The sequence below is a fragment of the Bacillus sp. 166amftsu genome, from assembly GCF_900107445.1.
GTDB lineage: Bacteria > Bacillota > Bacilli > Bacillales > Bacillaceae_G > Bacillus_A > Bacillus_A arachidis.
In genome coordinates, this window is the sequence record NZ_FNQA01000006.1 from 21,210 (window position 1) to 33,702 (window position 12,493).

General features: G+C 35.2%; 17 protein-coding genes. 9 read left to right on the forward strand and 8 right to left on the reverse strand.

The features are described from left to right. Nucleotides 1–13: 13 nt before the first annotated feature. Nucleotides 14–1,216: an alanyl-tRNA editing protein gene (locus BLV40_RS16060; RefSeq protein ID WP_090691737.1), complete on the reverse strand. Its 1,203-nt coding sequence runs from the start codon at nt 1,214–1,216 to the stop codon at nt 14–16. A gap of 135 nt (nt 1,217–1,351) precedes the next feature. Between BLV40_RS16060 and BLV40_RS16065 the strand changes: the two genes are divergently transcribed. Next, nucleotides 1,352–1,744 carry a hypothetical protein gene (locus tag BLV40_RS16065; RefSeq protein ID WP_026591646.1) on the forward strand — a complete coding sequence of 131 codons (393 nt, stop codon included), beginning with the start codon at nt 1,352–1,354 and terminating at the stop codon, nt 1,742–1,744. Nucleotides 1,745–1,820: 76 nt separating this feature from the next. Here the strand turns inward: BLV40_RS16065 and BLV40_RS16070 are convergent, their stop codons facing one another. Then, on the reverse strand, nt 1,821–2,201 hold the full coding sequence (locus BLV40_RS16070; protein WP_026591645.1) for an Hsp20 family protein: 381 nt from the start codon (nt 2,199–2,201) through the stop codon (nt 1,821–1,823). A 143-nt stretch (nt 2,202–2,344) separates the two neighbouring features. Further along, entirely contained in the window at nt 2,345–2,488 is a 144-nt protein-coding gene (locus BLV40_RS16075; protein WP_000414451.1) for a small acid-soluble spore protein P, read from the reverse strand. Nucleotides 2,489–2,604: 116 nt separating this feature from the next. Here BLV40_RS16075 and BLV40_RS16080 point away from each other — a divergent pair, with 116 nt between their 5' ends. After that, nucleotides 2,605–2,868, forward strand: a complete 264-nt coding sequence (locus BLV40_RS16080) for a hypothetical protein (protein WP_026591644.1) — start codon at nt 2,605–2,607, stop codon at nt 2,866–2,868. Nucleotides 2,869–2,915: 47 nt separating this feature from the next. Continuing rightward, nucleotides 2,916–3,644 carry a polysaccharide deacetylase family protein gene (locus BLV40_RS16085; RefSeq protein ID WP_026591643.1) on the forward strand — a complete coding sequence of 243 codons (729 nt, stop codon included), beginning with the start codon at nt 2,916–2,918 and terminating at the stop codon, nt 3,642–3,644. A 42-nt stretch (nt 3,645–3,686) separates the two neighbouring features. Here BLV40_RS16085 and sspO read toward each other — a convergent pair whose 3' ends face one another. Continuing rightward, a complete protein-coding gene (gene sspO / locus BLV40_RS16090) occupies nt 3,687–3,836 on the reverse strand; it encodes a small acid-soluble spore protein O (protein ID WP_026591642.1) in 150 nt (49 codons plus the stop codon). 286 nt (nt 3,837–4,122) lie between these two features. Here sspO and acnA point away from each other — a divergent pair, with 286 nt between their 5' ends. Then, nucleotides 4,123–6,846 (forward strand): aconitate hydratase AcnA, encoded by a 2,724-nt coding sequence (gene acnA, locus BLV40_RS16095; RefSeq protein WP_090691744.1) that lies wholly within the window; start codon nt 4,123–4,125, stop codon nt 6,844–6,846. 205 nt (nt 6,847–7,051) lie between these two features. On the opposite strand, the gene BLV40_RS16100 is transcribed toward acnA, so the two are convergent. The 3 genes from BLV40_RS16100 to BLV40_RS16110 form a co-directional block, all read right to left on the reverse strand. Then, nucleotides 7,052–7,387: a hypothetical protein gene (locus BLV40_RS16100; RefSeq protein WP_090691747.1), complete on the reverse strand. Its 336-nt coding sequence runs from the start codon at nt 7,385–7,387 to the stop codon at nt 7,052–7,054. Between the two features lie 14 nt (nt 7,388–7,401). Further along, nucleotides 7,402–7,614, reverse strand: coding sequence for a hypothetical protein (locus BLV40_RS16105; RefSeq protein ID WP_081811005.1), 213 nt, complete (start codon nt 7,612–7,614; stop codon nt 7,402–7,404). A 314-nt stretch (nt 7,615–7,928) separates the two neighbouring features. Continuing rightward, entirely contained in the window at nt 7,929–8,519 is a 591-nt protein-coding gene (locus BLV40_RS16110; protein ID WP_026591638.1) for a DUF4306 domain-containing protein, read from the reverse strand. Between the two features lie 203 nt (nt 8,520–8,722). Between BLV40_RS16110 and BLV40_RS16115 the strand changes: the two genes are divergently transcribed. From BLV40_RS16115 to tlp, 5 genes are all read left to right on the forward strand, one after another. Then, nucleotides 8,723–9,298 carry a redoxin domain-containing protein gene (locus BLV40_RS16115; protein ID WP_090691750.1) on the forward strand — a complete coding sequence of 192 codons (576 nt, stop codon included), beginning with the start codon at nt 8,723–8,725 and terminating at the stop codon, nt 9,296–9,298. Between the two features lie 117 nt (nt 9,299–9,415). After that, the gene (locus BLV40_RS16120; protein WP_090691753.1) at nt 9,416–10,363 is read left to right on the forward strand and encodes a 3'-5' exonuclease; all 948 of its coding nucleotides are present in this window, start codon (nt 9,416–9,418) and stop codon (nt 10,361–10,363) included. 156 nt (nt 10,364–10,519) lie between these two features. Further along, on the forward strand, nt 10,520–10,663 hold the full coding sequence (locus BLV40_RS16125) for an FbpB family small basic protein (protein WP_081811010.1): 144 nt from the start codon (nt 10,520–10,522) through the stop codon (nt 10,661–10,663). 43 nt (nt 10,664–10,706) lie between these two features. Continuing rightward, on the forward strand, nt 10,707–10,841 hold the full coding sequence (gene sspN / locus BLV40_RS16130) for an acid-soluble spore protein SspN (RefSeq protein ID WP_003199081.1): 135 nt from the start codon (nt 10,707–10,709) through the stop codon (nt 10,839–10,841). A gap of 105 nt (nt 10,842–10,946) precedes the next feature. Then, nucleotides 10,947–11,171: a small acid-soluble spore protein Tlp gene (gene tlp / locus BLV40_RS16135; RefSeq protein ID WP_026591635.1), complete on the forward strand. Its 225-nt coding sequence runs from the start codon at nt 10,947–10,949 to the stop codon at nt 11,169–11,171. 15 nt (nt 11,172–11,186) lie between these two features. Here the strand turns inward: tlp and BLV40_RS16140 are convergent, their stop codons facing one another. Next, on the reverse strand, nt 11,187–12,479 hold the full coding sequence (locus BLV40_RS16140) for a glycoside hydrolase family 18 protein (protein ID WP_090691756.1): 1,293 nt from the start codon (nt 12,477–12,479) through the stop codon (nt 11,187–11,189). Nucleotides 12,480–12,493: the final 14 nt, after the last annotated feature.

The window sequence follows — 12,493 nt, forward strand, 5'->3', positions numbered from 1 at the left end:
TTTATATTTTATTTCAAACAATTTTTTGTGATAAATGAATAAGTTGAGCTAAAAATGCTTCTCCTGTAACAACTGCTTTACCGCCGCCGCGAGCAATTTTTTGATTACCACCGCCTTTTCCTTCAATAGCAGGGAGAGCATTTTTTAAAATTGTATTCATGTTTGCTGTTACTTCTTTTCCGCATGCAAGAACACATTGTAGTTTTTCTCCGCTTTCAGTAACCAGGTATGTAATCGAGTGTTCATTTTGTTCAGTAATAATAGCTGATAATTTCGTGATTTCCTGCATGGAACGATTTCTAAAGACTTTAGAAATGAGTGTGCCAGCATGTATGTTTTGGGATTCTTGCAGTAATTCAGTTGCTTCTACGAATAGTAGTTTTTCGTTCATAGTTTGTAGTGCTTTTTCACTTTCTTTCTGAGAGGTAAGCAGCTGGGTTACTTTATTTGAAATATCATTTTCACTACTGTTTAACTGTTTGGAAACGTCTTTAATAATTTGTTGATAATGTCCCAATAACTTGAGTGCACGCCATCCTGCAACAAATGTTAAACGGATGCCACCTTTATTTCGCTCCCAGCCCATTATATGAATTGGTCCCACTTCACCTGTAAATTTTGGATGTGTACCGCCACACCCGTTGTAATCGTAGTTTTCAATCATTACAACACGAATATTTTCTGTAATGGTTGGTTCTTTTCGGAGAGGCAACTGTTTTGCTTCCTCTAAATTCATCCATTTGATATGGATAGGATGGTTTTCGAAGACGATTTGATTTGCGATCTGGAGTGCGCTAGTAGCTGTTTCTACCGAAAGTTCAGGCGTGTCTAAATCAATTGTTATTGTTTCTTTTCCGAGATGAAAACCAATTGTAGGAATGTCAAAATGATCCCAAAAGGCAGCAGATAGGATGTGCTGTGCTGTATGTTGTTGCATATGATCAAAACGACGTTGCCAATTGATTTCACCTATCACTTCTTTTGTATGTAATTCGTTTGATATAAAATGACGAATTTCGTCTTCAACTTCCTCAACATTGGTGACGGAAGCATCATTTAATGTTCCTGTGTCATGTGGTTGGCCGCCGCCAGTTGGATAAAAGGCTGACTCTGTTAAAGTAACATATAAATTTCCTGCGTTATCATAGTCCTGTTTTATAATTTGTGCTGTAAATGATTGCTGATAGGCATCGGTGTAGTATAATTTTTTATTCACTTTCGTACTCCTTTCTATTTCACTAGATTTATTGTAAAACAATCTAAATAAGTTTCCTAATATTTCAGAAGAAAAAACCTATTTTTAGAATTTTCTTGCTATAATAGGAAAAAGGAACATACGGGGGTGGATGAAATGCTGTACGAAAATGGCGTAGACAAATTGATTCGTCTCAATACAAATATTTCTGAACTATATCGTGAATTACATGCAATGACCCGGACTTTAACGGAATGTAATCGAGAAAGCGTGATGTTTGATCGGTTATATGTAAAAGAACTATTATGGAAAAAAGAAGATGTGTCCGCTATGTATGATCAGCTTCTCGTTCAGCTTTGTATCAATGAATGTTTTGATTTAAAAAGTGTCATTACTGGTGAATACAAATATACGTATGAGGAAGTAGAAACTGCGGTCCTTGAATTTAATGATAAGTATAATGTAGACATCCTAATCAAGGATGTTTGCAAAGAGTTACAGTTTACATATGGTATTGACATGGAGTTATCTAGAACAGCTAGGGTATAATTATAGGTATTAAAAGAAAAGCAGGATAGGAAAAGTTGGTAGAGAACTTTTCTTACCCTGCTTTTTATATAACGTTTTAATTTAAAAAAAGTACTTTTTTCTCATATTTATTTGCAAATTCGGTTTTGGAAATGTGTATGGAAAGAAACCCATTTTCTAAACAGGCTAGCATTTTCTTATAAATGATATTGGTAGGTAAAGAAATTGTTCGTTGTAAGGATGAATTCTTATGGAATATATGAATTGTTAGGCCTGTCTCCATCTTGTTTATAAGTACATTTTGTTCTGAAGCATTAGGGATATCAGTCTCTAAAATGTACTCTTGCTCTGTTTCACAAAGATCAATGTGGATGTGATTAGGGAAACTAAAGTTGTCGTATGAATCAGAGCAAAATTGATCCATCCATTCTTCAAAACCATCAACACGAAAAAGACAATTTTTCTTTTTCTTGCCCATGTAAGACACCCTCCGTAAAGTCTCAATTCATACTATAATATGCATTAAGAAATTAGAGGTGAAAAGTAAACTGGAAAATATGTCAATGAGTTTATTGAAAGTGGCTAAAGCAAGGAGGACAATGCATATGCATTGTCCCACTTTTACATATCGTGATGTGCGTGATTTTTTTGTCTTGAATGATTTCGATTTTTTACTTTATGAGATCCACTTAAAGGCTCAGGTTGCCCAGAAGGCTGTCCTTTTTTGGTATTTTGACGAATGGACTTGCTATTGTTTTTTTCCATGTTGTCACCTCCCTCTTATATTTAGAATGAGAGAACTTTGTAAATTTATACGAGAATGTTTTTATGAAAAACGGTAAAGATAAGTAAGACTAACTTTAACAGAAAGGGGAAAGCATATGCCGTATCATAAAGATAAACAGCAAGCTTTTCAAGCCGCGCAACAAGGAGTCGTACAAGCGGAAAATTTATACAATAATATCGTGAGAAATGATCCGAATTATGGTCAGGATTTAAAACATTTACGACAAGAAGTACAAGAGGCATATGAACAAATCCAAAATGCATTAGAAGTAGCATCTGAAACACAACGTCCACAACTTGAACAGTTTGAAAGTAATTTACAAAATATTATGCGAGATGTGGATCAGTTAGATGATTGAACAGGTTGTTGTATGATTTCAACAACCTGTTCAATTCTGGAGTCAATATGTTGAAAAGAAAAATTTCTGTAATAATAATCATTTGTTTAATTTGTGTAGTACATATATTTCAAGTGGACAAAGTAGAAGCAAAAATGTTAATGAGAAAAGAATTAGAGCCTACAGGTTATGTGACATGGGAAGTACCAAATAACGAGAAAATAATTGCAATTACGTTTGATGATGGCCCGGATCCTATATACACACCGCAAGTATTAAAGCTATTACACCAATATAAAGCTGAGGCAACTTTTTTTATGATTGGTTTTCGAATTCAGCGGAATCCGTATTTAATTAAGCAGGTGCTGAAGGAAGGTCATGAAATTGGAAACCATACGATGAATCATTTATATGCTAGAAGCGCATCTGATGAAAAATTAAAAGATGATATTTTAGCGGGGAAAAAATATTTGCAAAAATGGGTAAAAGAGCCGATGCTTTTCCGTCCACCAGGCGGATATATTAATGATGCGGTATTCGCAACAGCAAAAGAAGCCGGGTATCAAATTGTGTTATGGTCATGGCATCAGGATCCGAGAGATTGGGCAAATCCGGGTACTGAGTCTATTGTGAAACATGTCGTAACAAATGCGAAGAGTGGAGATATAGTATTATTGCATGATGGTGGGAGTGACCGCGGTCAAACTGTAGCTGCATTGGCAAAAATTTTGCCGGCTCTTCAAAAGGAAGGGTATCGATTTGTGAAAGTTTCGGAGTTGTTACGTTACAAACATTAAAAACAGTAAAAACCCCAAAAGGTACTCCTTTTGGGGTTTTTACTACTGATTCTTTTTACGTTTTTTATTATTTTGACGCTGAGCTGGTGTTAATGGCTCATTGGCGAATTCCTCATTATAGCCAGCCCCTTGTCCTTGTGCTGATGCAGCATTCATTCCTTGAATTACATGGTTAGCTTTACGTTTACCCATTTCGTTTCACCCCTATAATATTTTCTTTATAAAAACAAATAATGGTACATGTATGAACAGTAAAGTAATGCTCAAAGAGAAAGCTTTACTTTATGGTAATAGTATTCATAAGGAGAGCGAGGACTATTCAAATTTCCAGAGATAAAGAAAACTTATGATAAACTATAAGTTTCTTATTATTTACTTATTTAGAAAGTTGTAATAAGATATTATCGTAAGGTATTGAAAAGTTTGTCTACATTTTATATTCAGACAACTCAGTCACGTTTAACAGGGGGGAAACATAATGGTCAAACATAATCCATTTCAATCTCGTGAAACATTTGAAGTAGATGGAAAAACGTATCATTATTATCAATTAAAAGCGCTTGAAAATGCAGGGGTTGGCAACGTATCGCAATTACCATATTCAATTAAAGTTTTGCTTGAATCTGTACTTCGTCAAGTTGATGGACGTGTTATTACAGAAGAGCATGTTACAAATTTAGCGAAATGGGGAACAAAAGATGTTCAAGATATCGATGTTCCATTTAAACCATCTCGTGTAATTTTACAAGACTTCACAGGTGTTCCAGCTGTCGTTGATTTGGCTTCACTTCGAAAAGCGATGGCAGATATGGGCGGAGATCCTGATAAAATTAATCCAGAAATTACTGTAGACCTTGTAATCGATCACTCTGTACAGGTTGATAGAGCGGGTACAGCTGACGCGCTTGAATTCAACATGGACTTAGAGTTTAAACGTAATGAAGAACGTTATAAATTTTTAAGCTGGGCACAAAAATCATTTGATAATTATCGTGCAGTTCCACCAGCAACAGGTATTGTACACCAAGTAAACCTTGAGTATTTAGCACCAGTTGTTCATGCTGTGAAGAATGCTGAAGGCGAATTAGTTGCATACCCGGATTCATTAGTTGGAACAGACTCTCATACTACAATGATTAATGGTATCGGCGTTCTTGGATGGGGCGTTGGTGGTATTGAAGCAGAAGCAGGGATGCTTGGACAACCTTCATACTTCCCAGTACCAGAAGTTATCGGTGTGAAGTTAACTGGTACACTTCCAAGCGGTACAACAGCAACAGACGTTGCATTAAAAGTAACGCAAGTGTTACGTAAAAAGGGTGTAGTTGGTAAATTTGTTGAGTTCTTCGGTGACGGACTAAAGAGCATGCCTTTAGCTGACCGTGCGACAATTTCAAACATGGCACCAGAATATGGTGCAACTTGCGGATTCTTCCCAATTGACGAGATTTCATTAGATTACTTACGTTTAACAGGAAGAGATGAAGAACAAATTCGCGTTGTTGAAGAATATTGTAAAGCAAACGGTTTATTCTATACAGCAGACAGCAAAGATCCAATTTATACAGACCTTGTTGAAATTGATTTAAATACAATTGAATCTAATCTTTCAGGACCAAAACGTCCACAAGATTTAATCCCTCTTTCAAATATGAAAGATGAGTTCCATAAAGCAGTTGTGGCACCAGTTGGAACGCAAGGACTTGGATTCAATGAACAAGAATTCGATAAAGAAGTGAAAGTTGTATTAAAAGATCAAGAAGTAACGATGAAAACAGGTGCAATTGCAATCGCTGCGATTACAAGCTGTACAAACACATCTAACCCATATGTATTAATTGGTGCAGGTTTAGTTGCGAAAAAAGCAATTGAAAAAGGTCTTAAAGTACCTGGTTATGTAAAAACATCATTAGCTCCAGGATCTAAAGTTGTTACAGAGTACTTAGATAAATCAGGTTTAACAACATATCTAGATCAATTAGGATTCCAAACAGTTGGTTACGGCTGCACAACTTGTATTGGTAACTCTGGTCCATTAGCACTAGAATTAGAAGAAGCAATTGCAGCAAACGACTTATTAGTAACATCAGTTTTATCTGGTAACCGTAACTTTGAAGGTCGTATTCATCCGCTTGTAAAAGCGAACTACTTAGCATCACCACCACTTGTTGTGGCATATGCGCTTGCTGGTACAGTTGATATCGACTTGAAAAATGATGCAATTGGTAAAGATGTAAACGGTAATCCTATTTACTTTAACGATATTTGGCCATCAGCGAAAGAAATTGAAGAAGTGGTTCAAAGCGTCGTAACATCTGAACTGTTCAAAAAAGAATATGCGCAAGTATTTAACAGCAATGAACGCTGGAATGAAATCCAAACTTCAAATGAAGCATTATATACTTGGGACAATGACTCAACATACATTCAAAACCCACCGTTCTTTGAAGGTTTATCAAAAGAACCAGGTGAAGTAGAAACACTTTCAGGTTTACGTGTAGTTGGTAAATTTGGAGACTCTGTAACAACAGACCATATTTCACCAGCAGGTTCAATTGGTAAACATACACCAGCAGGTCGCTATTTATTAGAAAATGGCGTACAGCCAGTTGACTTCAACTCTTATGGTTCTCGTCGTGGTAACCATGAAGTTATGATGCGTGGTACATTTGCAAACATTCGCATTAAAAACCAAATCGCACCAGGAACAGAAGGTGGATATACAACTTACTGGCCAACTGGTGAAGTAACATCTATCTATGATGCTGCAATGAAATACAAAGAAGACGGTACTGGACTTCTTGTAGTTGCTGGCAAAGATTACGGTATGGGAAGCTCTCGTGACTGGGCTGCGAAAGGTACTAACCTTTTAGGTATTAAAGCAGTTATCGCAGAAAGCTTTGAGCGTATTCACCGTAGTAACCTTGTACTAATGGGTGTATTGCCATTACAATTTAAAGATGGCGAAAGTGCAGAAACACTAGGTCTTGTTGGTAACGAGTCATTTGAAATTCAAATCGACAAAACAGTTAAACCACGTGACCTTGTAAAAGTAGTTGCAATTGACCCAGAAGGAAATGAAAAACAATTTGAAGTAGTAGCACGTTTCGATAGTGAAGTTGAAATCGACTACTATCGTCACGGTGGTATTCTGCAAATGGTTCTTCGTGAGAAAATTGAAGAGTCTAGAGTGTCAAACTAATAAAGTTATTGTAGTAAAAGAGAAAAGTAAATATTTTTAATCAAAATTAGGAAGCTGACTGAGGTTAGCTTCCTAATTTTATGTGAAAATGAAAGAAAAGGGATGAAGCAAGGAGAATTAGAGACATTGGTTATTTCAGACATTCCTAATTGGGTAAGGTTGTACGAGCCTGTATTAGTGGAATACATTCATGATATATCACAATTTATTTCGCTTTATTGAGTTGATAGTCGTATGTAGAAGAATCTACCGTATTAAATTCTTTTATTGATTTCATTTTAGTTGTTTCAGGATTATAATTAAATATTTTAAGGGTATGTCTATCACCACTTGCAGGATCATTCTTCTTATAAGCAAATGCATTTTCTGCAATTTGAATCATATTACTAGTTAGTGTATCAACTGGAGAAGAATCGTGGTTTGTAGAAACTTCAACAACCTTTCCTCTGTCAAAAAATATAAGGATTATAATTAAGATGACAAAACATATGCGCATATAGCGTAGTTCTTTACTAATTAGATGCTCTCCCGTAGCATTCATCTTGCCTATCATTATTAAGAACTAGAGATTGAAGTAATTGAGTAAAAGCTAATAATGCCAAGCGTGGTGAATAAAATAAACGATACCAAAGCTGTATAAATGCAAACACGGCCGGCTTTTCTTCTTTCAGGATCTTTACTAAATAGGGAGATAATCCACGCGATAATACCAATAGGATAGAATATAAAACTAAAAACATAGAGAATAGCTTTTTCAAATGAGTGCATAAGAACCCTCCTTTTTTTAATGAAGTCATTTTTAGAAAAAAATACAAGCATCTTCTTTATTGTGGTTTTTAATTTTCTAAATATTGCTATAACATAAGAGGGAACGGAATAGAAGGGCCTATAAAGTATCCAAGCATTGAAATTGAGGGGGATTTCACGTGAATTCCATCCAGATATAATAACGAAAAATAGGTGGAATAACAAAAGAAATAACAGCAGAAGGCCATTTCAACTGAGAGAGTAAGATTCCCAAAACAATAGATAATAATGGTAAAATAACAAAAATAAAAGTCACGAGATGGGAGAGTATCACCTCATGTGTTTATACGTTTGTGAAAACGCATTTGAGTAAAAATTTTAAAAACGATTAATCCGATTATATAAAGAAAGCTTAGAATGAAAATTATGCAAGAGGTAGGCGATTTTTGCAATGTGTATAACAATTTATCAATATAGTAAATTTGATTTACATCTGTAATTGATGCCGGTGAAAAGACTAAGTATTTCTCCCAATTCTTTTCCACAGCAATCATGGTACCTATAGAATGAGTGACAAGTAATGTATAAAGAAAAATAGGAAGAACAATCATGAGTTGTAACCCAATGAATCCTGTTTTATATTTTCTATAGTATAAATAGCGAGTTATCATAATTCCTATTAAATAGATAATTGATAATACAAAAATTGTAGTAAAAACTGGACTGTACTTAAAGACATACAGTAGTTTATCAATTTCATAAGTTTGATTGGAGCCTTCTGCTGTTTTTGGAGTGAAGACGAGGTGTTCTTTCCAGTCCTCTGAAATGGTTAAATAGCTGGCAGTCCAGCTTGTGATAAATAATGAGAAAAATAAAATGGGAAGAATGAAAATGTATTGTAACCAATGTAAAACGGTTTTGTTCATAGATAATCAGACCCCCTTCCAAATTATAACTATTATCATTATATGATAAAAAGAGAGGGTTTTCGGTTTTTGATTAAGAATATTCTATTTATTTATCAGGAGAATATTTCCAAGCTTGTCCGTATAAGCTAAAATAAAGTGTAAATCCGATTATTATTTTTGAAATGAAATGATAAATGACTGAAACTATAAGGGTGATGTATATGTGGCGAAAATTTACGGTTATTATCATCTTACTTTGTTTAGCTGGTTACGCAGTATATGTGCAATTTGGAAAAAATGAAGAACAAGTAAGGGAAGAGTCGGTGAAAAGTGAAGCAACGATGAAAGAGGTCATTGCAAAGAATGGAATTGAAGTAGGAAAGAATGCACCGGATTTTGAGTTGTCAAAATTAGATGGGACAAAAGTAAAATTATCGGATTTGAAAGGAAAGAAAGTTATTTTAAATTTCTGGGCAACATGGTGTGGACCTTGTCAGCAGGAAATGCCGGATATGGAAGCTTTCTATAAGAAGCATAAAGATGGTGTGGAAATCCTTGCTGTAAATTATACGGTTTCTGAAGGTGCTAACGGAGAAGAGAAAGTGAAGCGGTTTGCAGAAGAGAAAGGAATTACTTTTCCTGTTTTACTTGATAAGGATATAACTGTTACAACAACATATAAAGTAATTACCATTCCAACTTCTTATTTTGTGGATACAAAAGGTGTGATTCAAGATAAATTTATCGGGCCGATGACACAAAAAGAAATGGAGAAACGAATTGCAAAACTAAAATAATATGAAGAAGACAGGAATGGCAAAAGGCCATTTCTGTCTTTTCTTTTTCATCAAACAGCTTGTTCATGATATGATAAAAGGAATTTGAACGATAATAATCATGAAGGAGAGTATGTTGTGGGACATTTATCTTTGCCAGCAGACTATGTTGTGATTGATTTTGAAACGACAGGATTTAATCCTTATAATGACCGAATAATTCAAGTGGCGGCGGTTCGATACCGTAATCATGAGCTGGTAGATCAATTTGTTTCTTTTGTAAATCCAGAGAGGTTTATTCCAAGTCGGATTACCAGTCTAACAGGGATTACAAATTATCGTGTTTCAGATGCTCCAACGATTCAGGAAGTGTTGCCATTATTTTTAGCGTTTTTAGGTAAAGATACGATTGTTGCTCATAATGCTTCGTTTGATATGCGTTTTTTAAAGAGTAATCTAAATAGGCTTAGATTGCCAGAACCTAAAAATAAAGTAATTGATACGGTATTTTTATCGAAAAAATATATGCAGTATGCCCCAAATCACAAGTTGGAAACTTTAAAAAGAATGCTTGGAATTCGTTTGAGTTCCCATAATGCACTTGATGACTGTATTACATGTGCGGCCGTATATCGAAAATGTGCTGCTATTCAAGAAGAAGGACAAAAGAAAATGAAAAAAGAGCTGATTGAAGAAGAGGCAGTATGCACATTAATAAAAGAAATGCTTATGAAACATAATCGCGATGTAGAGTGGATCCGTTATGTAAGTGTCGGAAATTATTTAGATATTAAAGCTTTTTATCCAATTGTGAGGATGAAAGTAAAAGGGCGAAAAAAATATGTACTAACTGAAAAAACAGAACAAGACGTGCTAGAGATATCTACTAGCTTAAAATGTGAACCGGCTTTAAAAAGTGAAATAGGTATGACGAGAATAATGATTGAAAGTTTAGATGACCTTATGAAGTTAGAGAGCTATATTTTGGCTGAATATGATTCAGTGTTACGAGCATTACACGAGTATAAAGAAAATCAAGTGAATGCAGAAGAAGCGATTAAGAAATATTTGAGTATAATGAAATGAAAAATCCATTCGTTGTCCAAGGACTGCGAATGGATTTTTTTGTGCATAATAGACTTTTCTTTAACAAAACATAAAATTTTCTTACAAATCTGATTAAAGAGTTTTTCATTTGCTCATACTAGTTAGTAAGAAAGAGAAGGAGAAAGGATGAACAGCATGAGAAGAAATCGTCGGCAAACGTTTGAAGAACTTGTGAAGGAAAATAAAAGGCAACTGTTAAGCGATCGTGATGCAATTGAACGGATTGAAGAACGGATTGAAAAGCGTTATGAAATGCAACTTTTTAAGCAGGCTGAATAATTCTTACCGCTAGTATGATACTAGTGGTAAGGAGGCGAATGTTATGGGAAATCCAAAAAAGAACTCAAAAGATTTTACACCAGATCACATTGGAACACAGTCAAAAAAAGCTGGTGGAAATAAAGGGAAGCAAATGCAAGATCAGACAGGGAAACAACCGATTGTGGATAACGGTTAAAGAAAAGGAGAATGTTTTCATTCTCCTTTTTTTATGTGTATACATAATCTAATTCGTTTTTGGAAAGCTAATATGTATATATATCTTAATTAGGAGGGAAACAACATGTCAGAGCAATATAAAGCAAATCCAGATGACAGAAGTGATAATGTAGAAAAATTGCAAGAGATGGTACAAAATACGATTGATAATTTTAATGAGGCAAAAGAAACTGCAGAAGTTTCAAATGAAAAAGACCGTGCTGCAATTGAAGCAAAAAACCAACGCCGTTTAGAAAGTATTGATTCATTGAAAAGTGAAATAAAAGATGAATCTGAAAATAATGGGTAAAAAGGCTGACAGTTGTCAGCCTTTCTTTATAATTGAGAAATTTTCAGTAAGTAAACGCCAGTTTTGCGGAAAAGGGAGTCCGATTTTCCAATAGCTAATTCCGCGAATGCCTTGTTCTTTTATTAAATTAAACTTGCTTTGAACAGACCTAGCATCTTCAAACCATACTTCGTGCTGCACGCCATTTTCATCAAAATAATTAAAGTGCGGTGCTTGTGCTGTGAAATCATAACGAATTGGAACATTATATTTACGAGCAAGTGCAACAGCTGCAACAGAACTAACAGCTTTTGCAGGAGGGTTTCCTGCCTTAAAGGGGAGCTTCCAGTCGAAACCATATAAATTCTGTCCCATCATAATTTTTCGCGGGGGCATTTGGGATTTTGCATATTGGATTACCTGTCTTACAGGGCCAATAGGAGAAACTGCCATAGGTGGTCCACCTTGCCATCCCCAGTCATAAGTCATAATCACAACAAAGTCAACAATCTCCCCTTGTGCTTTATAATCATGTGCTTCAAAAAACTTTCCTTTTTGTTTTGAACTCGTTTTTGGTACAAGTGTCGTACTTAATGTATATCCCTCAGGTAATCTTGTTTTTACATTTCGTAAAAAGCGGTTGTATGCTTCGCGATCTTCTGGAGCGACATTTTCGAAGTCGAAATGAATATCACGCATACCGTATTTCTCAGCTGTTTGTAGAATGTTAGTAATAAACTTATTTTGAATGGTAGCGCTTCTTAAAAGAATAGATGCTAATGCGGTGCTAAAGTTTCCATTTTCGATATTAGTAATGACGAGCATTGGGATTGTTTGTCCTTGCTTAGCGAGCTCAGCAATTTTAGCGGTTTCAGTTGGTTCTTTTAAAGTACTATCTCTTTGTGCTTCAAAGCTGAAATAAGCTAAATATGTTAAAAAAGGATTAATAGCCCGTGTAGCACTTACTAAGCTTTCTTTAATAGGAATTGTGGAAGGTTGCAAATAGGCGATAGATTCTATCTCTCGTTTGGAGCCCTTTGGGACATATAATTGTTGACCAACATGGAGAATGGATTTTAATGATAGATTATTAACTTTTGCTAGGCTAGCAAGAGGAACGTTATATGTTTGAGAAATTCGATAAAGGCTGTCTCCAGGTTGTACGTAATAATTATTTCCTTTCGTATTTACAATTAGTGCCTGACCGACAACAAGTGTTTCAGCTGGATTAAGTCCGTTGTCTTTTACAATTTCTTCGGGCGTAGTACCAAATTTTGACGCTAAGCTATATACGCTATCACCGCTACGAACGGTTACAATTTGAATCATATACTCGCTCCTTT